Genomic DNA, 21053 nt, shown 5'->3' with positions numbered 1-21053 from the left:
ATTTCGTTGTGAATATCTACTTTTCGTGTATTAACATGACATGGATAAGCGTGATCTCTCCGCCATGTTCAAAGAACGTCTCGCGCAGGTGCTGACCTCACATCCCGCCGGCAAGGGTCATTTTCTGCGAGAGGTGGGAATGGATCGCTCCGCGCTAAGCCAATTTCTGAACCCGGAGCTCGACCGTCTCCCCCGCGCGGAAACGCTGCGCCGCATTGCCCGGGTGAGCGGTGTTTCGGTGGATTGGCTGCTCTGCCTTGAAAACGCGCCGGAAGGGCGGCAGGAGGTCGCAGAAAGCGTCCAGATTGAAAAAGCCGTGCAAGCCGATGGCTCCACACCGCTGGATCAATGGCGCAGCGCGGCAGCGGGGTTCAAACTGCGCTATGTGCCCTCCACCCTGCCCGATATGGTCAGCCTCGCGCCGGACGCCGACGCGGATGTTTCCGATGCGCGTGGCGGCGGTGTGGAGAATGTGCTGGGACGCATTTCGCTGGACGATATGGATGTGGAAATAGCTATGCCCGTACAAACCCTGCGCGATTTATCCGCCCGCACCGGGCTTTGGCGTGGCGCGGATGCCCAGCAATGCCGGGCGCAGCTGACCTACATGGCGCGGGTGTGCAAGGAAAACTATCCCGCGTTGCGCCTGCACCTCTACGATGGGACCAAGACGTTTTCTGCGCCCTTTACCGTTTTTGGCAAACAACGCGTCGCCCTTTACATCGGTGACGCCTATCTGGTCGTCAGCAGCCCGGATCAGGTGAAAGGTTTTGCCAAGCAATTTGACCGGTTGGTGCGACAGGCCGTGATCGGATCCGACCGGGTGCATAAATTGCTGACCGAACTGGCGGGCGAGGTTCGCGGTTAGTTTTGCGCCGCCATGACCGCACGTGCGATCACGATCTTCTGCACGTCCGAAGCGCCCTCATAGATGCGCAGTGCTCTGATTTCGCGATATAATTTTTCGGTAACACTGCCGGTGCGGACACCTTCGCCGCCATGCAATTGGACCGCCTTGTCAATGACAACCTGCGCCTGATCGGTCGAGAACAGCTTGGCCATCGCGGCTTCGCGACTGACCCGTTCTGCTCCCATATCCTTGGCCCAGGCGGCCCTGTAGACCAGCAGCGCCGCCGCATCGACGTCAAGCGCCATATCGGCGATATGCCCCTGCACCATCTGAAGGTCCGCGAGCGGCGCGCCAAACAATTCTCGCGCCTTGACCCTGCTGAGAGATGCCTCAAGCGCCCGCCGCGCAAAGCCCAACGCCGCGGCCGCCACGGTGGAGCGGAACACATCAAGCACCGACATCGCGATCCTGAAGCCGTCACCGGGCGCGCCGATCATCGCGTCGGCATCCAGCCGGACGTCCTCAAACGACAGGCGCGCCAAGGGATGCGGTGCCATTACATCCAATCGTTCCGCCACGCTCAGGCCCGGCGTATCCGAAGGCACCAGAAAGGCAGACAGTCCTTTCGCCCCCGGCGCTTCGCCCGTGCGGGCGAAAACCGTGTAGAGATCGGCGATGCCACCGTTTGAGATCCAGGTTTTCTCCCCGTTCAGGCGGTAGCCATTGCCATCCCTCTCGGCCGTCATCTCCATGCTTGCGACATCCGAGCCCGACTTTTGCTCAGACAGGGCGAATGCAGAAAGCGCACTGCCCGTGCGGGTCTTGCTGAGCCATGTGCGCTGCGCGTCGCTGCCGAAAAGAGACAGGGCGCCAGTTCCAAGCCCCTGCATCGCGAATGCAAAATCGGCCAGACCATCGTGGCGGGCAAGTGTTTCACGGATCAGACACAGGCTGCGCACATCCAGCTTGCCGGGCGCTGTGGGATCAACCGCGGAATGCTCAAGCCATCCCGCCTCCCCCAGCATCGCGACCAGCGAAATACACGCCTTGTCAGTATCCGTGTGATCGACGTTGGACAGTGAGGCCTCGCACCACGCCTCAAGATCAGACGCCAGCGCGCGGTGGTGATCCTCAAAGAACGGCCATGACAGAAATGACGTGTCCGGCATGGCTCAATCCCCCTCAAACACGGGTTTTTCTTTGGCGACAAAAGCCTCGTACGCCCGCCGAAAATCCTGCGTCTGCATACAGATCGCCTGGGCCTGAGCCTCGGATTCAATCGCCTGGTCAAGCGTCATCGACCATTCCTGATTGAGCATCGTCTTGGTCATCATATGCGCGAAATTTGGTCCTTCGGAGATGCGCTGCGCCAGTTTCTGCGCCTCCACGAGCAAATCGTCCGCTGGCACGAGCCGGTTGAAAAACCCCCACTCTGCCCCCTCCTCGGCGCTCATCGCGCGACCGGTGTACAAAAGCTCCGCCGCCCGTCCCTGCCCGATGATCCGCGGCAGCATGGCACAGGCGCCCATATCGCACCCGGCCAGACCCACACGGGTAAAGAGAAACGCGGTTTTCGCCTGCGCCGTGCCCAGCCGCAGATCGGATGCCATGGCGATGATGGCCCCGGCCCCGACACAAATGCCATCGACGGCGGCAATAATCGGTTTGCCACAATGCAACATCGCCTTGACCAGATCACCGGTCATGCGGGTGAACCGCAAAAGGTCTTTCATGTCCATCTCGACAAGCGGGCCAATGATGTCGTGCACATCGCCACCCGACGAAAAATTACCGCCGTTCGAGGCAAATACGACCGCCGTTGTCTCCTCATCATATTGCAGCGCGCGGAACCAGTCGCGCAATTCGGCGTAGCTCTCGAAGGTCAGTGGGTTTTTCCGGTCTGGCCGGTCCAGCGCGACAGTGGCGACGGTCCCGTCCCGCGTCAGTTTAAAATGGTCGGGCATCAGTCTTCCGCCTCCAGTTTCTCCGTTATCCGACCCAGCCGCGTGTGCACCGTGCTCAGGCCCTGGGCGCCGATGGGTGAAAAAAGCTCATCAACCCAAAGCTCATGCACCGCCGCCATTTCATCGAACATCTCACGGCCCTGCGTGGTCAGCAGCACCCGCATGGCGCGCCTGTCACCTTCCACACTGCGCCGTTCTGCCAGACCGTCCGCTTCCAACCGATCCACGATCCCGGTGACATTGCCGTTGGAAACACGTAGCACGCCCGACAGATCGCTCATCTTCATACCCTCATCCGCGCGGCGGAGTGCTGCCATGACATCAAACCGGGGCAGCGTGATGTCCCAGCTTTGCCGCATCCGTTCGCGCAGTTCCGCCTCGATCATGCGGGTGACCTTCAACATGCGCAGCCAGACACGCAGACGGTCCTTGCTCAGATCAGACGGGATTTTTCCTGGCTCGCTCACATGACTTCTCCGCCGGATATTGAAATGGACTGGCCGGTGATGGCGCTGGCCCCCGGCCCGGCAAGCCAGGCGACCGCATCCGCGACCTCTTGCGGCTGGACAAACCGACCCTGCGGGTTGGTCGCGGTCAACGCCTGTGCCGCCTCCGCTATGCTGCGGCCGGTCTTTGACACGATGTTGTCGATAGACGCGCTCAGCATCGGTGTTTCGGTAAAGCCCGGACAGACCGCGTTGACCGTGATCCCGGTGTGCGCCAGCTCCAATGCCAAGGATCGGGTGAGCCCAATCACGGCATGTTTGGCCGCAGAATAGGCACTAACATAGGCATATCCCTTCAATCCCGCGGTGGATGCCACCGATATCAGGCGACCGGCGCCTGCGGTTTTCATCGCATCAAGGGCGGCGGCATAGATGTTGAACACGCCGAAGAAATTGACAGACAACATCTCCTGAACATCGTCGGCGGTCATCTTAGAGAAGGGTTTGGACAGGGATGTGCCCGCATTGGCAACAACGATGTCCGGCCCCTCTGCCGCCGCGATCATCGCCGTACAATCGCTTGCATTTGTCACATCGCCCACGATCATTTGCATGGTGTCGTGCTGCGATGCCAGGGCGTGCAAGGGCTCCGCACGTCTGCCCGTGATCCAGACCTGCGCCCCCTCCGAGGCCAGCCTTGCGGCGATCGCCGCACCCACACCGGTGCCGCCCCCCGTGACCAACGCGCGTTTGCCGGACAGGCCGCTCATACCTTGACCTCGGATGTCAGCGCATCCTTATCCGCAAGTCGCCATGCCTGATCGCGCCCGGCGATATAGGGATCGGGCCATCTTTCCGCGCGATCCCCAAGAGTCGTTGCCGCCCGAAGCAGCCAATAAGGATCGGCCAGATGCGGGCGCGCGAGGCAGACAAGATCCGCACGGCCCGCCATCAGGATGGAATTGACATGATCCGGCTCAAATATATTGCCCACGGCCATCGTGGCCATCCCGGCCTCGTTGCGGATACGGTCGGAAAACGGTGTCTGGAACATACGCCCATAGACTGGTTGCGCGGCAACCGACGTCTGCCCTGCGGATACGTCACAGATGTCCACGCCATGGTCTTTGAAAGCGGCGGCAATCGCGACCGCCTCCTCAGGCGTTACGCCCTGATCTCCAACCCAGTCGTGGGCGGAGATGCGCACCGACATCGGGCGGTCGTCCGGCCAGACGGTCCGCATCGCATCAAAGACTTCCAGCGGGTAGCGCAGACGGTTTTCCAGCGTGCCGCCGTAGTCGTCATCGCGCGTGTTCTGCAGAGGCGTGATGAAGCTGGAAATCAGATATCCATGGGCTGCGTGCAGTTCGATCATGTCGAAACGGGCACGGGCGGCCCGCTCCGTTGCCTCGACAAACTGCGCTTTGACCGCGTCCATATCGGCGCGGGTCATCGGGCGGGGCGTGGCATTCCGGTTCGACCAGGGCACATCCGAGGCGGCAATCAGAGGCCAGTTGTCCTCCATCAATGGTGCGTCCATCTCCTCCCACCCTAGCTGGGTGGACCCTTTGGCGCCGGAATGTCCCAGTTGCAGGCAGATCTTTGCGTCGGTCTCTGCATGCACAAAATCCACGATGCGTTTCCACGCCGTTTCCTGGACGTCGGAATAGAGCCCCGGGCATCCCGGCGTGATGCGCCCGGTGTCACTGACACAGGTCATTTCCGTATACACGAGACCCGCACCACCCTTCGCGCGCTCACCGTAGTGGATCAAATGCCAGTCGGTCGGCAGCCCGTCCACAGCTTTGTATTGGGCCATGGGCGAGACAACGACCCGGTTTTTGAGCGACATGCTCCGCAGTTTGAAGGGTGCGAACATGGGGTGCCGCGCATCGGCATTGCTGCTGACCCCGGCCTCGGTCTGGAACCACTTTTCCGCGGCACCCAGCCAATCCGCATCCCGTTCGCGCAGATTTTCGTGGCTGATCCTTTGGGATCGTGTCAGCAGCGAATAATTGAACTGCACCGGATTCAGATCAAGGTAGCGCTCGACCTCTTCGAACCATTCCAGCGAATTGCGTGCGGCAGACTGAAGTTTCAACACCTCCACCCGGCGCTCATCTTCGTATTTCTGGAAAGCTGCCGCCATATCCGTTTCATTTGTCACGTAATCGGCCAAAGCGATCGCGGATTCCAGCGCGAGTTTTGTCCCGGACCCGATGGAAAAATGTGCCGTGGCTGCCGCATCCCCCATCAGCACCACGTTCTGGTGATGCCACTTTTCACACAAGACACGGGGGAACTTGATCCACGCCGACCCGCGCACGTGATTTGCATTCGACATCAAGGCATGACCGCCCAGATATTTTTCGAATATCTTTTCACAGGTGGCGATGCTTTGCTCTTTCGACATCGCGTCGAAACCCCAGCGATCATAGGTGTCCTGCGCGCATTCAACGATGAAAGTCGCGGTGTCAGGGTCGAATTGATAAGCATGCGCCCAGACCCAGCCATGCTCCGTCTTCTCGAAAATGAAGGTAAAAGCGTCGTCGAATTTCTGATGTGTCCCGAGCCAGGTGAAGGGGCATTTGCGGATGTCCACATCCGGTTTGAAGTGCTCCGCAAATTCCATCCGTGTCCGGGAATTCAGACCGTCAGACGCCACAACCAGATCATAGTCACAGGCGAGATCAGCCGCGCCTTTGACCTCAGCCTCAAACCGCAAATCTACACCCAGCGCGCGGGCACGCTCCTGCAACAGCAGCAACAGTTTCTGACGACCGATGCCGCAAAAGCCGTGACCGGAGGATACCGTCTGATGCCCGGCATGGATGACCGAAATATCGTCCCAATAGGCGAAATGCGCGCGGATCATTTCCGCGCTTTCGGGGTCGTTATCCGCAAGGTTGGCAAGGGTTTCATCTGACAGCACGACACCCCAGCCAAAGGTGTCATCCGCCTTGTTCCGTTCGAAAACCACGACCTCATGCCCCGGATCGCGCAGCTTCATCGAAATTGCGAAGTAAAGTCCCGCGGGCCCACCGCCCAGACATGCAATTTTCATGGCCGACACCCGTGAATGATTCATCTACGGCAAGCGTAGCGGAACCCTGATTTGTTTCAAGTATGAAATTTTCATATTTGAAATTAATCGGAGGCCTTGAGATACCCCTGCATGCGCGCGCGAATTTCGTCCGACCACGGGACCGGTCGCCCGGTCGCCATATCGACGGAGACCAGAACAGGGGTTGCGGTCATGCGCAACTCCTCGCCGCACATGGCCTTGATGTGAAGATGCGCCGAGGTCCGCCCGAGCTTTTCAACATGCAGTGTCCAGACCAACACGTCACCCATATGGCTGGGCGCGGTGAATTCCGCGCCGATAGAGACGGTCGGCACACCGTAGCCCTTTTCCAGATGCATCTGTGAAAAGGAGTGCTTCAGCCCAACCTCGTGCCATTCTTCGACCGTCTGGTTCACCATTTCAAAATAGCGCGGGTAAAAGACGATGCCTGCTGGATCGCAATGCTGGAACAGGACCTTGATCGTATGTCGGAAAATCTGGCTCATGGCCGTAACCTGACGCTTCTGCCCGGCGCGTCAAGGGCGTACCCTGTCAGCCGTCGGATGCAAGATCGGCCAGGATCGGGCAATCCGGTCGGTCGTTGCCGGCACAAGCCGCAATCAGATGCGAGAGCGTATCGCGCATCTGCCCCAGTTCTGCGATCTTCTGGTCAATCTCTGCGAGGTGCTCCTGCGCCAGAGATTTGACATCGGCGCTGGCCCTGGTTTGGTCATTGTAGAGCCGCAACAGGCTACGGCAGGCTTCGATGCCAAACCCCAGGGATCGCGCGCGCCCTAGAAACGCCAGCTTGTGCAGATCCGCCTGAGAAAACTGACGGTACCCGTTGGCACCGCGTCCCGGCGAAATCAGATCGATATCTTCATAGTAGCGGATCGTCTTGACCGGCAGACCGGTACGCTCCGCGACATCGGAAATGTTCATGCCGTCCTCCTGTTCAACCCGCGCAGACGCAATGCATTGCTGAGCACAAAGAGGCTGGAGAGCGCCATCGCTCCCGCCGCCAGTTCCGGGGAGAGCAAGATGCCGTAGCTGGCATAAAGCACCCCGGCGGCCACCGGAATCAGCGCGGTGTTGTATCCGAATGCCCAGAAAAGATTTTGCTTAATGTTGCGCATGGTGGATTTCGATACCGTCAATGCCGTCACCACCCCATCCAGATCACCCGACATCAAGACAACGTCAGCCGCCCCAATCGCGATATCCGTGCCCGTCCCAATGGCGATGCCCACATCGGCCGAGGCCAGCACCGGGGCGTCGTTGATGCCATCACCGACAAAGGCGATCTTCGGATGGTGTTGGCGCAGATCGCTGAGCGCCGCGGTTTTTCCCTCCGGCAGGACGCCTGATGTAATGGTGGTGATCCCAAGCACACGCCCAACGGCCTCTGCGGTCTCAGGCCGGTCACCGGTGATCATGGCCACTTCGAGACCCTGCGCCTGGAGTCTGGCAATCGTATCGCGGGCGTTGGGTTTGATCTCATCCGCAACAGCAATCAAGGCCGCCGCTTTCCCGTTCAGCGCCGCGAAAAACACCGTCGCGCCGGTGCTGGCGAGGACGTGTGATTGCGCCTCGAAGGCGTCCAGATTGATGTGATTTTCCTGCATCAACCGCGCCGTTCCGACCACAACCGCCTGACCTGCAACATCGCCTTTGACACCCATTCCACCAACGGCGGTGACATCTGTGGCCGGGTGCAGGGCGCAGCCTCGTTCTGCGGCGGCCTCCATGATCGCATGCGCAATGGGGTGTTCTGCGCGGGCTTCAACACTGGCGATCAAGCCGAACACGTGATGTTCTTCCACCCCATCCGCAACCTGAAACGCGCTGAGTTTCGGTTTGCCCAGCGTCAGGGTGCCGGTTTTGTCGAATGCTATCAGATCGACGTCCGCCAGCGCCTGCAACGCGTCGCCTTTGCGGAAAAGCACGCCCAGCTCTGCCGCACGCCCGGTGGCAACCATGATCGATGTGGGCGTGGCCAACCCCATGGCACAGGGGCAGGCGATGATCAGAACCGCCACCCCCGCGACCAGCGCATGCGAGGCCACCGGCGCGGGCCCAAAGGCCAACCACGCAAAGACGGTCAGCGTCGCCAGCGCAAGGACGGCGGGCACAAACCAGAGCGTCACCCGGTCCACAAGCGCCTGTATCGGCAGCTTGGCCCCCTGCGCATCCTGCACCATCCGCACGATGCCCGACAGCACCGTATCCTCGCCCACATGGGTTGCGCGCAGGGTCAGGCTGCCGGGTCCGTTGAGCGTACCGCCGGTGACCGGATCGCCGGGGGATTTTGCAACGGGCAGCGGTTCGCCGGTGATCATGCTCTCATCCACATGGCTGCTGCCTTCGGTGATGGTCCCATCCACCGGCACGCTTTCGCCCGGGCGCAGCACCACGTTGTCCCCAGCGACAATGTCTTCGACCGCGATGGTTTCGGTACGGCCCGCCCGAATCACATGTGCCGTCTTCGGTCTGAGACGCAGCAGGGATTTGATCGCGGCCCCGGTGCGGCCCTTTGCCCGCGCTTCCAGCCATCTGCCCAGCAGGATGAACACCACGATCACGGCGGCCGCTTCGAAATAGACCGCCTGCGCATTGCTTGGCAAAACCTGCGGCATCAAAAGCACGCAAAGCGAAAACAGATAGGCCGCCGCGGTGCCCAGCGCCACAAGGCTGTTCATATCAGGCGTGCGTTTCAGAAGTGCGGGAAAACCGTTCCGGTAGAATTGTTGGCCCGGGCCTGCAAGGATCAGCGTTGTCAGGATGCCCTGGATCCACCAGCTGGTCTGCACCCCAATGGTCTGCATGATGAGATGGTGAAACCCCGGGATCATATGCCCGCCCATTTCCAGCACGACGACCGGGGCGGCAAGCAGCCCGGCGATCATGGTCTGGCGGCCAAGATCCTGTGCCGCCTGCGCGCGCTTTTCGTCCTGCCCGCCCCGCGCCTGCACGACCTGCGCGGGATACCCGGCATCCGTCGCCGCCCGGGCGAGGGTTTCCGCATCGACCTGGCCTGCCTCCAACGCAACTGTGGCCTCTTCAGTCGCCAGATTGACCGACACGTCCAAGACGCCGGGCACCTGCGCCAGCGCTTTATCGACACGGCCCACGCAAGAGGCGCAGGACATTTTTTCAACCGACAGCGTGATGGTTTGGGAATCGAGCACGGCTCTGGCCTCGCAACAGGGTCACGCGGCCGATATAGGGGTTCCAGTTACTGGAAGGTCAAGCCTTAAACCTGTTTTTCAGGTTCCTTGACCTCGGTGTCCTCCTCAGAGGGCAGAAGCTCCGCATCTTCAATGCCGTCTTCTGTTGGCGTTTCATCTGCGGCACCCTCGGTGTCATCCTCAATAGTCCCGACAATCAAGGGCAGCATTTGCACGCCCCCGGGCATCGCCACTTCGGAGGCAGGCGGTCTCTTCCAGGCCAGCGTGTCGAAGCTTTCACAGTTTTCGCAGATTGGCGCCCATTCCGCATGAATATGCTGACAATTGTCGCAAATCCATTGCGGACCACGCGACACGGTCACTGCCCGCGCCAGCCAGCCGCGCACGATGGTATCAGCGGCCCCTTCGCCGCGCTCGATTGCCGCCATCAGGGTGACAGACCGCGCCGTCGGATCGGTTTCCACCAGATCACCCAGCGCCCGGCGGGCTTCGGGGAAGTCCTCATTCGCAATGTGCAATTCGGCCAGCAGCATCCGCGTTTCAGGATCGTTCATATTGGTTCTGGTCAATGCGATGAAACGTTTGATCCGCTGCGGTGGTGTCTCATCCGGCTCGATGGCCGCAAATGCTGCCGCCAGATCCGGATGCGGCGAGGTTTCCCACGCCTTTTTCAACAGACGCGTTGCAAGCCGCGGCTTGCCCTTCTCGATGTAGCTCTGCGCAGCCATCACGGCCGCCGGGATCAGATCAGGCGAGAGCTTGTTGGCCTCAATCGCCTTTTCCTGCATCTCGATCGTGCTGCCACCGTCGATGATATCCTTGGCCTCTGAGAGTGCCAGAACCGCATCACGACGCTTGTGCACATCCCGGGGCAGGCTGCCGTGTTTGAGCTTGGCGCTCAGCGTTTGCCGCGCCCCCGACCAATCTTCTTTTTGCGCTTGCAGACGCAACAGCACGTCCTGGGTTTCTTCATGCTTGGGCTTGATGGCAAAGGCCCGTTCCGCCAGCTTCAACGCCGTTTCGGTATCGCCATCGGCCAGCTTTTGTTTCAGGATCCCGCGCACGCCGACAAAACGGGTCGCGTCATTTGTGACCAGCTTTTTATAGGTCTCTTCCGCCTTACGCCGGTCCCCCGCCAGTTCTGCGGCCTGCGCGGTCAGCAGATTGGTCAGTTCGGGCTTGTTCAGATAGCGCTCCGCCTTGGCGGCCTTGGTCATCGCAAGCCGCCCCTCACCGCTGGCCAGCGCCATCAGCCCTTCGGACAGGGCATCAAAGCCTTTACGCTCCCGGTTGCGGTCAAAGTAACGCGACAGCGCGGTTTCATCGCCGTTCAGGAATCGTAATGTCGCAATCAGCAGGGACAGTAATTTCAGCAGCACCCAAACGGTGACCACCAGGGCAACAACCGCCAGCACCGATTGCAGCGGACCAAAGGTATATTCGCTGCCCATCACGGTGACCTGAACGCCACCTTCGCTTTCCAGAAGATACCCCGCCCCCAATGCAAGCAAAGCCACAGCTGCGACAAACAGGATGATCTTAATAAGGGACCAGAGCATAATAATGTCTTTCTTAATTAACCGTCAGGCTATCCGCCAAATTCTGAGCGGCTTCACGTGCAGTCTGGCGGGCTTTGGCACCCTCCAACCAGTCTTGCATGGCTGTTTTGGACGCATCAGGCAGCGCGTCAAGCTCGGCCAGAGCCTCATCAAGGCTCCCGGCTTTCACCGCCGCCTCGGCGCGCGAGAGCACCGCATCGGGGTCACTGCCTTCGCGCGGCGTTACCGACCGGGCGCTCAACTGACGCCGCAAAAACCCACTGATACCGGACACTTCGGTCTCGGGCACCTCGGCACGTGCCGCCGCCAGACCGGCCCGCGCTGCATCGGGGAAGTTTTCCCGCAGCATGGCCATGCTGGGTACGCCTTCAATTGCCGCCGTGCGCAACGCCTCCGGGACCTCCACGGGGGTCACCTCTTCAAGCGCGCCCAGCGCTGGCTCAAAAGCTTCGCCGCTCTCGACCGCCGTTACGACACGGGTCAGCGCCGCTTGTGCCAGGATGCGTTCGGCCTCGGCAGTCGCCCTGGCTTCCTCTTCGCTGATCTGCGCCTGCAGGGCCTCTACCGCCGACTGAAGGGCGGAAATTTCTTCCCTGTTGTCAGCAGGTTGTTGAATGACCGTCTCCACGGTTTCTGCAGGCCGCGCTTCAAGAGCGGCAAGGCGTTCGGTCAGTTCCGTGATGCTTGTCTGCAGCCCCTCCAGATCGGATACCGCGGTTTGCAATTCAGTTACCGCATCCGGCAGCGCCGTGTCCGGGGTCGCCGATTCGAGGTCTTCGACGCGCGCGATAAGCTCGACATTGGCCTCTGCCAGCGTCGAGGTCTGTTCCACAAGCGGGGCCAAATCAACAGATTGCCGTTGCATGGCACCCGGTAAATAAGCCTCCAGCTGATCCCCGCGGCCAGCGATAAAGCCAAGCAACGCCGCAATGACACCGCCAAAGACCGCAGGCCACATGGAGCCGGTTTTCTCAACGGGTGGGGGCGTGGGCTTTGGTTGCTCTTCAACAACCTCTTCGACGTGTTCCTCTTCGCGCGCCGCGATTTCCTCGGGCGTTGGCTCCGACACCTCGGTATCTTCTTCTAGAAGATCCGCTTCAATTTCTTCGGTCAGCGGGTCGTCGGAAGTCTTCACAGTCTCATCGAGAGGATCGGAAACATCCTTATCTTCGGGAATTTCTTCATTTTTGGGAATTTCTTCGCTCGGCGCATCCACCGGTTCGTCAAGGATGGTACCTTCCAGCGGTGCATCGTCATCTACCGGTGTTTCGGGGACTTCAGGGGGCGTTTCCGGCGTCTTAGAAGCTGCAATTTCGTCAGCCTCATTTTCAGGCACAGCTTTTTCCGGTTTTTTTGCTTTTGCCAAAACATCCACCCTTTTCGAATCTGCCACGCGGGCACCCTCGATCAACCTTACTCGCGCATACCCCGCCTCTCAACCCAAGCTGATGCGCGACACCCGCTTTTCAAGAGCATGAATCATCGCCTTGGCGGTGGGCTTAGCAGCGATTTCCAAATGCGCCGCGGGCAAAACCGCAAGCGGATCTGCGACGGCAGCGCTCAGGGCGATCAAATGGGGGGCCGCGTTTTGCGGACAGTTTTCCACAAACTGTTCCGCCGTGCGTGGTGAAAAAACGGGCACAATGACGGGTGTGGCAGCCGTCAAGACCGCCAATGCAGCATCGGTCAGGGCCACTTTCCTCTGATCATAGAGCGCGACACGATGGGCATCGATCCCGGCGCGGCGTAAATCTTCGCAAATGTTGGCGCGCACGTTCACGCCGCACAGATGCCAAACCGTCACGTCAGGCGGATGCGCCAGCAGGGTTTTGGTCAGGTCCCGGGCGGTCTCGCCCATGAACACGCTCCGCCAACCGGCATCCGCCGCGGCGCGCGTCGTCGCCTCTCCCAGACAATAGGCCCGCCTGCCCTGCCCGTCCGGCGCAAAGCGCACCCCATTGGACGAGGTAAAGATCACCGCGTCCCCGTCGCCAAGCGCCAAGGTGGCATCGCACCGGGTGATTTCGATCAAGGGACTGTGGATCACTTGCAACCGGCGCCGCAGCGCGTCCGGCATCTGACCGACGAAGCGTTCATTTGAACCGCTGGGCCGCGTCATGATAACCGGTATGCGGGCAGCGCCCATGAATGACCCTCAGCATTGTTTGCGACCAATTACGGTGTTACCTGCGGTCAAAGACGCATGCAACGGGGTCACGCCTTGGCACACTCTCTCACAGTTCTCGGCCTCGAAAGCAGCTGCGACGATACCGCGGCGGCCGTTCTGCGCCGCGATGATACCGGCGAGACAACCATTCTATCGTCGGTTGTTCACGGTCAATCCAGCCTGCACGCGGACTTCGGTGGCATTGTACCGGAGATTGCCGCGCGCGCGCATGCGGAGATGCTGGATATCTGTGTCGAACAGGCTCTAACACAGGCGAATATGTCGCTGCTTGACGTCGATGCGATTGCGGTCACGTCTGGTCCCGGTCTGATCGGTGGCGTCGTTTCCGGTGTGATGTGCGCCAAGGGGCTTTCCGCTGCGACCGGGGCGCCGCTCTACGGGGTCAATCATCTGGCGGGCCACGCGTTGACCCCGCGCATGACGGATGATGTCAGCTACCCCTACCTGATGCTGCTTGTTTCCGGCGGGCACTGCCAGTTCCTGATTGCCCACGGCCCCGACGCGTTTGAGCGCCTGGGGGGCACGATCGACGACGCGCCGGGCGAAGCCTTTGACAAGGTCGCGCGCTTGGCGGGCTTGCCACAACCCGGCGGGCCATCGGTGGAAGATGCCGCGCTTTCGGGGGATCCGCTGAATTTCCCACTGCCACGCCCACTGTTGGATCGTCCCGGATGTGACCTGTCGTTCTCGGGTTTGAAAACCGCCGTTCTGCGCACGCGTGACCGTATCATTAAGGAAAACGGTGGATTGCCCACGCAAGCCCGTGCCGATTTATGCGCTGACTTTCAGGCTGCGGTTGTCGACGTTCTTTCAGAAAAAACGCGCCGCGCATTGGGCATTTACCTTCAAAACAACCCGTCCAAACCAACGCTTTGCGTGGCCGGTGGTGTTGCCGCAAACAAGGCCATTCGATCAGAGTTAGAGACTGTTTCAAAGGCGTTTAGCGCGCATTTCGTGGCCCCGCCCATCGCGCTATGCACGGATAACGCAGCGATGATCGCCTTTGCCGCCATCGAGCAAATGGGCGTCCACCCGGCAGATGATCTGACGCTTTCCGCGCGCCCGCGATGGCCATTGGACCAAACCAGCCCCGCGATGTTGGGAAGCGGTAAGAAAGGCGCAAAAGCATGAGCATTTCCATCCTGGGCGCCGGTGCTTTTGGCACAGCACTTGCCATTTGCCTGTCCAAGGCCGCGCCTGTCACGCTCTGGTCGCGCGATGACGATCATGCGCGTGAAATGCGTAAAGGTCGGGAAAATGCCCGACGGTTGCCGGACCATCCCTTTCCAGACGATCTGACAATCACCGCATCACTGCCCGAGGCCTGCGATGCCGATGTGGTCCTCCTGGCCGTACCGATGCAACAATTACGCCCCTTTGTCGCGGCACATGCCGAGTATCTGCAGCACAAAACGCTGGTCGCCTGCTGCAAGGGAATGGACCTTGAAAGCGGCGCGGGACCGTTGGAAGTGCTGGCCGGGCACCTGCCCGAGACCACCAGCGCGCTGTTGACCGGACCAAGTTTTGCCAATGACATCGCCGCCGGTCTGCCCACGGGGCTGACACTTGCCTGCATCGATGAAAACGCCGGTCGCGCATTGCAGCACCAGCTTTCTACACCCTCCCTGCGCCTCTACCGAACAACGGATACAATCGGCGCATCGCTGGGTGGCGCGCTTAAGAATGTAATCGCTATTGCCTGCGGGGCGGCGATTGGCGCTGGGTTGGGGGAAAGCGCACGTGCCGCGCTCCTGACCCGCGGTTTTGCTGAAATGCAGCGCCTGGCCCTGCACAAAGGCGCGCAGGCGCGGACGCTTTCGGGTCTCTCGGGATTTGGCGATCTGGTCCTGACATGCACTTCGAAGCAATCACGGAACTACCGCCTGGGCGTGTCAATTGGTGCAGGCACGGGCTTTGATCCCTCGACCACCGTCGAAGGCGCCGCCACGGCGCGGGCCGCCGCGCGCGCGGCGCAGGACGAGGGATTGGATATGCCAATCACTTCGGCGGTTGCGGGTCTTGTCGAAAAACGTTTGGATGTCACCGACGTCATAAACGGTCTTTTGTCCCGAAGCCTGAAGGAAGAATAGATGCTTGTCGCTTTGATCGCCCATGACAGACCGGGGGCACTGCCGATCCGCCAGGAAAACCGCCCCGCCCATGTGGCCTACCTGAAATCCAGCGCGGTTGTGCAACAGGCGGGCCCGTTGCTGGATGATCAGGGTGAGATGGCCGGATCGCTGATCGTTCTGGATGTTGCGGATATGGACGCAGCCAGCGACTGGGCCGCTGAGGATCCCTATGGCAAGGCAGGCCTCTTTGCATCAGTGCAGTTGATTGCCTGGAACAGGGTGATCGGGTGATGGCGTATTGGCTTTTCAAATCGGAACCGTCGACCTGGAGCTGGGACGATCAGGTCGCCAAGGGGGAGATTGGCGAGGAATGGGACGGCGTGCGGAACTATCAAGCGCGCAATTTCATGCGCCAGATGTCCGTGGGCGATCTTGGGTTCTTCTATCACTCGCAAAAGGAACGCGCAGTGGTCGGAATTGTCGAGGTGATCGCCGAGGCACATCCGGACAGCACCACGGAGGATGAGCGCTGGGAATGTGTGGACATCAAGGCGGTGAAATCGGTGAAAACGCCGATCACGCTGGACGACATCAAGGCGGATGAACGACTGTCCGAGATGGTGTTGGTGCGCAATTCGAGACTGTCAGTGCAACCTGTCACCGCGCAGGAATGGCAGATCATTTGCGATATGGCGGGCGTTTCGGACTAGCCTCGCTCCCTTGCCGGTGGCAATCTGCCGCCAGAAACGAGGGAGGTTTCAATGGAATTTGTGAACGTGGTGGCCGCCGGGGTGGCCGTATTTGTGTTTGGCGCAGTGTGGTACACCGTCCTGGCAGAAAAATGGATGGCAGCATCAGGCGTACCGCTGGATGAGACCGGTGCACCTGCAAACAGGTCCGACCCGGTTCCCTATATCACCAGTTTTTTGTCCGCGATCCTTGTGGCCGGCATGATGCGCCACGTCTTTGAACTGAGCGGCATCGATACGATGGGCAAGGGGTTGATGTCGGGTTTCGGTATCGGGATTTTCCTGGTCAGCCCATGGATTGCGACGTTCTATGGCTTTGGCGCGCGCCCCAAAAGCCTGCTGTTGATTGATGCGGGATACGCCACCTTTGGGTGCACCCTTATCGGGCTGGTACTGACCGCGTTCTGACGCGAGATCGTAGTACAAAAAAGAGGAAGGGTCCTGGCATAGCGCCAGAACCCTCCTTCACCCCACGTGCACTTCACCCACAGCACGAGATTGAAACTGGTCCTGGCCATGCTGGCCGGATGAGATAGGTCTACGCGCAATCGCTCAAAAACTCAATTTATCAATAGTTTAAAAGCCATCCAAAAAAGAAACGCCTCTTTAAGAAAAGAGGCGTTTCCCAATCATTCTCTTTGTTTTCAGCCGTATACGGCCTCTTTGCCAAAGTGCTTTGTCAGCATGTAGTAGACAACAGCGCGGTATTTGTTGCGCTCCGACTTGCCATAGGTCTCGATGACCGTGTCAATCGCCGCCGAAAGCTCCGGTCCATCGGACAGGCCCAGCTTCTTGATCAGAAAATTGTTTTTGACCGTTTCGATCTCACCAGCCTGGCTGCCTGCGACCGTTGACGCGTCCGCATCATAGATCGCCGGACCACATCCGATCGTAACCTTGGTCAGCAAATCCATATCCGGCGTCATGCCGCATTTGTTTTTCAGATCATCCGCATATTGCGCAATCAAATCGTCCCGCTTGCCCATAAATTTCTCCCACTTTGGCAAAATCGGCCGGGGTGTCCGACCGTTGCGCGCAAGACTAATCACATATTTCCATTCACAAAAGGAGTTTTTGCCTGTCACATTCCCCGTTGCAAAGCACTGCTCAGCGGCACAGGCCACTGCCGCGATGCTGCAGGTGGAAATGATCGGCGTGCAATCGGTTGAAGGACGGCCCGAGTGTCAGGCGAAACCAAGTACAGGCCGCATTGCGCACATCCGCAAGGAAGATACCCGCCGGACCATCGTCTCCCCAGCTTTCCAGCAGAGAAATCCGCGTGCCGTCCGCAAGGACGAACCCGGCAATGTCCACGGCTTCGGCCCTTGCATGCGTGCTCATCCGCGGGCTTGGTCCTCTGGGCGTGCGGATGGGTCGGCAGGAATAGCTGGAGATATGGTTCACACGGGCGACGCGCTGCCCAAAGTGCTGTTCCGCAGCGGGATGAACCCCGTGTTCCATCCACATCGCCATACGCAGGGCTGTCTGGCACCGCGTATTCAAGGGCACCAGATCAGCACCCGATACGCCAGAGATCAGGACCTGATCGGCAATACCGCATTGGGCGCTTTCCACAAGATCGGGCAGGGGTTGCGCCACCGCGCCGGTCATCAGTGTCTGCAGGCATAGCTCAGGCGTCGCCAAAGCGCGGCTTAATTTCCACTGGGTCAATGGCGTGATCGGATCGCTGACAGAGAGCGGCGCGATGGGGTTCCAGGCGGCGGGCAGGGGCGTATCCGGCAGCGTCACCAAACGATAGGCCCCAAACAGGGCGGCACATAAAATGACAAACGCCGCCCGACCAAAGGCGGGGCGGCGTTTGTTCTTGTTAGCTTCTGTCTCCGGCTGATCCGGCACGCGTTCAGTAGCGGTAGTGCTCGGGCTTGAAGGGACCTTCTGGTGCCACGCCGATATAGGCGGCCTGATCACTGTCCAATTGGGTCAGTTTCACACCAATCCGGTCCAAATGCAGGCGCGCCACCTTTTCATCCAGATGCTTGGGCAGGATGTAGACGTCGTTCCTATACTCATCGCCCTTGGTCCACAGCTCGATCTGCGCCAGCACCTGATTGGTGAAGGAGGCAGACATCACAAAAGACGGGTGCCCGGTCGCATTGCCAAGGTTCAACAGACGGCCCTCAGAGAGCAGGATCAAACGATTGCCATTTGGCAATTCGATCATATCGACCTGTTCCTTGATGCTGGTCCACTTGTGGTTTTTCAGCGCGGCGACCTGGATTTCATTGTCGAAGTGGCCGATGTTGCCGACAATCGCCATATCCTTCATCTCGCGCATGTGCTCAATGCGGATCACGTCCTTGTTGCCGGTTGTGGTGATGAAGATGTCGGCAGATCCCACCACATCTTCGAGCAGCACAACCTCGAACCCGTCCATGGCGGCTTGCAGAGCGCAGATAGGATCAACCTCGGTGACCTTCACGCGGGCACCGGCACCGCGCAAGCTGGCAGCAGACCCTTTGCCAACGTCGCCATAGCCCATGACCACGGCAACCTTGCCCGCCATCATGGTGTCCGTGGCGCGGCGGATGCCGTCGACCAGCGATTCCTTACAGCCGTATTTGTTGTCGAACTTCGACTTGGTCACGGAATCGTTCACGTTGATCGCGGGGAAGGGCAGTTGACCCTGTTTCACCAGATCATAGAGACGGTGCACACCGGTGGTTGTCTCCTCGGAGACGCCCTTGATCTGATCGCGCATCTTGGTGAACCAGCCGGGGCTTGCCGCCATCCGCTTTTTGATCTGTTCCTTGATAACGGCCTCTTCCTCGGAAGTGGGCACGGGAATGATCTCTTCGCCGGCTTCAGCACGGGCGCCAAGCAGTACGTAAAGTGTCGCGTCGCCGCCATCATCGAGGATCATGTTCGGTCCTTCTTCGAACATGAACGACTGGTCCAGATAGTCCCAATGCTCTTCGAGGGATTGGCCTTTGATCGCAAAAACGGGTGTCCCGCCAGCCGCAATGGCAGCCGCCGCATGGTCCTGCGTGGAGAAGATATTACATGATGCCCAGCGCACATCGGCGCCAAGGGCGACCAGCGTTTCGATCAAAACGGCGGTTTGGATGGTCATATGCAGCGAACCGACAATCCGCGCGCCTGCAAGGGGTTTGCTGTCACCGTATTCTTCGCGCAGGGCCATCAGGCCTGGCATTTCGGTTTCGGCAATATCGAGTTCCTTGCGCCCAAATTCTGCAAGAGAAATATCTTTAACGACGTAATCTTTGGCCATGGTTATGCGATCCTATCCATTCGGTTTGGAGCGCAGATAGCATTGCCTAGGGCCTGAGACAATGCGTCAGGGTGCATCGGCGTGAAAGCATCGTAAACGCCTATGAATGCGTAACGCTAGCTCGCCGTGCCTTCGACTGGCGATATCTCCGGGCCTTCGAAGAAATCCGTGCCCGCCGCCACGATACAGCTGATCCCGTTGGGGCTGGTCAAGAGCACCGTGAAGGTGCCGGTGTCCGGTGACGACCAGATTTCCATGACCGATTGAGCCGACCGGGTTTGCTGCAAGCCACCGGCGGTGAAATGTTCCGCGTATTTTGACTTGAGACTTTCGATCACCGCATCCCGCGGACCACAATTCGCCGCTTCTGCGGGCGGCGGTATGCCTGCTATGCCGATGGTCAGGCAGGTGAGTATGAGTTTCTTGAACATGACAAGCTCCTTTCCAATGCGCTTCTGACGATGGAGGAGGCAAGCCATTGGAAAAGGACTGGCCTTCCCCCATGGAACATATCGTGATCACGGCACCTGTTTACAAAACACGGCGCGTCAATAAGTTGTGGCAGCGAGTGATCAGATGCACAGTATGATGCTTCTGAAATGTGGCAAAATCGTGGCATGAACATCGGACAGTTACATCATGGCAACACCTAAACGCGCCTGGCAACGCATGCTTTCCGGTCGGCGGCTGGACCTTTTGGACCCAACGCCGGTGGATATTGAAATCGAGGATATTGCGCATGGGCTCGCCTTTGTCGCCCGCTGGAATGGCCAGACCCATGGTGATTATGCCTACTCCGTCGCCGAGCATTCCCTCTTGGTAGAGACGCTTTTTGGCCGGATTGCCCCCAAGACACCGGCTAAATGGCGGCTGGCGGCGCTGTTGCACGATGCGCCGGAATATGTGATCGGCGACATGATTTCGCCGGTCAAAGCTACCGTGGGCCCCGGATACGGCGTCTTGGATGATCGGCTGACCGCGGCGGTGCACATCCGGTTTGGATTGCCCGCCGTTGTGCCCGTGCAGATCAAGAAACAGATCAAGAAGGCCGACAAGATCAGCGCCTGGATGGAAGCCACGCAAATCGCCGGTTTCTCCGAAACCGAAGCCAGCAAGTTCTTTGGCAAACCCGACACGACAATCATCGATGATCTGGCGATTGTGCTGCGTCCGCCGGTGGAAACCAGAAACGCCTTTACCCAACGCCACGATGCGCTTTTGGAGGAAATGGGATGATCAGGGTACGCAAGGCGATGGCATTGGATGCTGGGTCGATGGCCAGATTGCTGAATGCGATCATCGAAAAAGGCGGCACAACCGCCCTGACGCGCCCGGTCACAGGCGATGATCTGCAGCAATGGATGGCCAGCGCGCCAGAGCAATCCGCTTGGCATGTCGCGTTGGATGATGCGGAAGAAGTTGTCGGGTTCCAGTGGATTTCGCCGCATCCTGACCTGCCGCCAGAAGCCGTGGATGTCGCGACCTTCGTTCAGATGGGAAAGACCGGCCTTGGCATCGGATCGGCGCTTTTCACAGCCACCTCACAGGCCGCAAAATCTTTGGGATACATCTGGATCAACGCCACCATCCGGGCAGACAACGAAGGTGGCCTGACCTACTACCAGAGCCGCGGTTTCCGGGACTGGCATTTCGATGAAAACGTTACACTCGAGAGTGGTCAGATCGTGAATAAGGTCAGCAAACGATACGATATTTGAAGGCC

Annotated in this window: 23 protein-coding genes; 8 read left to right on the top strand and 15 right to left on the bottom strand. The window is 59.5% G+C overall.

Annotated features, from left to right (window positions below):
• Positions 1-40 precede the first annotated feature (40 nt).
• Complete coding sequence (locus tag Q1A20_RS05085; RefSeq protein WP_299401364.1) at positions 41-868, top strand: helix-turn-helix domain-containing protein; 828 nt, start codon at positions 41-43, stop codon at positions 866-868.
• Here the strand turns inward: Q1A20_RS05085 and Q1A20_RS05080 are convergent.
• The 11 genes from Q1A20_RS05080 to Q1A20_RS05030 form a co-directional block, all read right to left on the bottom strand.
• The gene (locus Q1A20_RS05080; RefSeq protein WP_299401367.1) at positions 865-2019 is read right to left on the bottom strand and encodes an acyl-CoA dehydrogenase family protein; all 1155 of its coding nucleotides are present in this window, start codon (positions 2017-2019) and stop codon (positions 865-867) included. The genes Q1A20_RS05085 and Q1A20_RS05080 overlap by 4 nt on opposite strands.
• A 3-nt stretch (positions 2020-2022) precedes the next feature.
• Positions 2023-2814 carry an enoyl-CoA hydratase family protein gene (locus Q1A20_RS05075; RefSeq protein ID WP_299401370.1) on the bottom strand — a complete coding sequence of 264 codons (792 nt, stop codon included), beginning with the start codon at positions 2812-2814 and terminating at the stop codon, positions 2023-2025.
• Complete coding sequence (locus Q1A20_RS05070; protein WP_299403157.1) at positions 2814-3218, bottom strand: MarR family winged helix-turn-helix transcriptional regulator; 405 nt, start codon at positions 3216-3218, stop codon at positions 2814-2816. The genes Q1A20_RS05075 and Q1A20_RS05070 overlap by 1 nt, the downstream gene beginning before the upstream one ends.
• A gap of 59 nt (positions 3219-3277) precedes the next feature.
• A complete protein-coding gene (locus Q1A20_RS05065) occupies positions 3278-4030 on the bottom strand; it encodes an SDR family NAD(P)-dependent oxidoreductase (RefSeq protein ID WP_299401373.1) in 753 nt (250 codons plus the stop codon).
• Entirely contained in the window at positions 4027-6324 is a 2298-nt protein-coding gene (locus Q1A20_RS05060; RefSeq protein WP_299403160.1) for a bifunctional salicylyl-CoA 5-hydroxylase/oxidoreductase, read from the bottom strand. The genes Q1A20_RS05065 and Q1A20_RS05060 overlap by 4 nt, the downstream gene beginning before the upstream one ends.
• An 83-nt stretch (positions 6325-6407) precedes the next feature.
• Positions 6408-6830, bottom strand: coding sequence for a thioesterase family protein (locus Q1A20_RS05055; RefSeq protein ID WP_299401375.1), 423 nt, complete (start codon positions 6828-6830; stop codon positions 6408-6410).
• 46 nt (positions 6831-6876) lie between these two features.
• Positions 6877-7266, bottom strand: coding sequence for a Cu(I)-responsive transcriptional regulator (gene cueR / locus Q1A20_RS05050; RefSeq protein ID WP_299916205.1), 390 nt, complete (start codon positions 7264-7266; stop codon positions 6877-6879).
• Positions 7263-9512 carry a heavy metal translocating P-type ATPase gene (locus Q1A20_RS05045; protein WP_299916203.1) on the bottom strand — a complete coding sequence of 750 codons (2250 nt, stop codon included), beginning with the start codon at positions 9510-9512 and terminating at the stop codon, positions 7263-7265. Before Q1A20_RS05045 ends, cueR begins: the two co-directional genes overlap by 4 nt.
• A gap of 65 nt (positions 9513-9577) precedes the next feature.
• On the bottom strand, positions 9578-11071 hold the full coding sequence (locus tag Q1A20_RS05040; protein ID WP_299401383.1) for a heme biosynthesis HemY N-terminal domain-containing protein: 1494 nt from the start codon (positions 11069-11071) through the stop codon (positions 9578-9580).
• A gap of 13 nt (positions 11072-11084) precedes the next feature.
• On the bottom strand, positions 11085-12464 hold the full coding sequence (locus Q1A20_RS05035; protein WP_299916200.1) for a COG4223 family protein: 1380 nt from the start codon (positions 12462-12464) through the stop codon (positions 11085-11087).
• A gap of 42 nt (positions 12465-12506) precedes the next feature.
• A complete protein-coding gene (locus Q1A20_RS05030; RefSeq protein ID WP_299916198.1) occupies positions 12507-13217 on the bottom strand; it encodes a uroporphyrinogen-III synthase in 711 nt (236 codons plus the stop codon).
• A 75-nt stretch (positions 13218-13292) separates the two neighbouring features.
• On the opposite strand from Q1A20_RS05030, the gene tsaD reads away from it, so the two are divergent.
• Genes tsaD through Q1A20_RS05005 form a run of 5 tightly spaced genes read left to right on the top strand, consistent with a single transcriptional unit; the run spans position 13293 to position 16488 of the window.
• Positions 13293-14390: a tRNA (adenosine(37)-N6)-threonylcarbamoyltransferase complex transferase subunit TsaD gene (gene tsaD / locus Q1A20_RS05025; protein WP_299916197.1), complete on the top strand. Its 1098-nt coding sequence runs from the start codon at positions 13293-13295 to the stop codon at positions 14388-14390.
• Positions 14387-15349, top strand: coding sequence for an NAD(P)H-dependent glycerol-3-phosphate dehydrogenase (locus tag Q1A20_RS05020; RefSeq protein ID WP_299401393.1), 963 nt, complete (start codon positions 14387-14389; stop codon positions 15347-15349). The genes tsaD and Q1A20_RS05020 overlap by 4 nt, the downstream gene beginning before the upstream one ends.
• On the top strand, positions 15350-15622 hold the full coding sequence (locus Q1A20_RS05015; protein ID WP_299916195.1) for a YciI family protein: 273 nt from the start codon (positions 15350-15352) through the stop codon (positions 15620-15622). It abuts the gene before it with no gap.
• Positions 15622-16041 carry an EVE domain-containing protein gene (locus Q1A20_RS05010; RefSeq protein WP_299401397.1) on the top strand — a complete coding sequence of 140 codons (420 nt, stop codon included), beginning with the start codon at positions 15622-15624 and terminating at the stop codon, positions 16039-16041. Before Q1A20_RS05015 ends, Q1A20_RS05010 begins: the two co-directional genes overlap by 1 nt.
• A 51-nt stretch (positions 16042-16092) precedes the next feature.
• Entirely contained in the window at positions 16093-16488 is a 396-nt protein-coding gene (locus tag Q1A20_RS05005) for a DUF1761 domain-containing protein (RefSeq protein WP_299401399.1), read from the top strand.
• Between the two features lie 236 nt (positions 16489-16724).
• On the opposite strand, the gene Q1A20_RS05000 is transcribed toward Q1A20_RS05005, so the two are convergent.
• From Q1A20_RS05000 to Q1A20_RS04985, 4 genes are all read right to left on the bottom strand, one after another.
• Positions 16725-17066, bottom strand: a complete 342-nt coding sequence (locus Q1A20_RS05000) for a DUF2853 family protein (RefSeq protein ID WP_298968775.1) — start codon at positions 17064-17066, stop codon at positions 16725-16727.
• Between the two features lie 121 nt (positions 17067-17187).
• On the bottom strand, positions 17188-17937 hold the full coding sequence (locus Q1A20_RS04995) for an extensin family protein (RefSeq protein ID WP_299401402.1): 750 nt from the start codon (positions 17935-17937) through the stop codon (positions 17188-17190).
• 4 nt (positions 17938-17941) lie between these two features.
• Positions 17942-19330 carry an adenosylhomocysteinase gene (gene ahcY / locus Q1A20_RS04990; RefSeq protein ID WP_298968778.1) on the bottom strand — a complete coding sequence of 463 codons (1389 nt, stop codon included), beginning with the start codon at positions 19328-19330 and terminating at the stop codon, positions 17942-17944.
• Positions 19331-19446: 116 nt separating this feature from the next.
• Positions 19447-19761, bottom strand: coding sequence for a hypothetical protein (locus Q1A20_RS04985; RefSeq protein ID WP_298968780.1), 315 nt, complete (start codon positions 19759-19761; stop codon positions 19447-19449).
• A gap of 208 nt (positions 19762-19969) precedes the next feature.
• Here Q1A20_RS04985 and Q1A20_RS04980 point away from each other — a divergent pair, with 208 nt between their 5' ends.
• Together Q1A20_RS04980 and Q1A20_RS04975 are read left to right on the top strand one after the other, a co-directional pair.
• Positions 19970-20566, top strand: a complete 597-nt coding sequence (locus Q1A20_RS04980; RefSeq protein ID WP_299916192.1) for an HD family hydrolase — start codon at positions 19970-19972, stop codon at positions 20564-20566.
• Positions 20563-21048 carry a GNAT family N-acetyltransferase gene (locus tag Q1A20_RS04975; protein WP_299630479.1) on the top strand — a complete coding sequence of 162 codons (486 nt, stop codon included), beginning with the start codon at positions 20563-20565 and terminating at the stop codon, positions 21046-21048. Before Q1A20_RS04980 ends, Q1A20_RS04975 begins: the two co-directional genes overlap by 4 nt.
• Positions 21049-21053 lie beyond the last annotated feature (5 nt).

Origin of the sequence: uncultured Roseobacter sp., assembly GCF_947501835.1 — a bacterium.
Lineage (GTDB): Bacteria > Pseudomonadota > Alphaproteobacteria > Rhodobacterales > Rhodobacteraceae > Roseobacter.
Note: the sequence above shows the minus strand (reverse complement) of the source record. Positions and strands in the feature narration are given on the sequence as shown.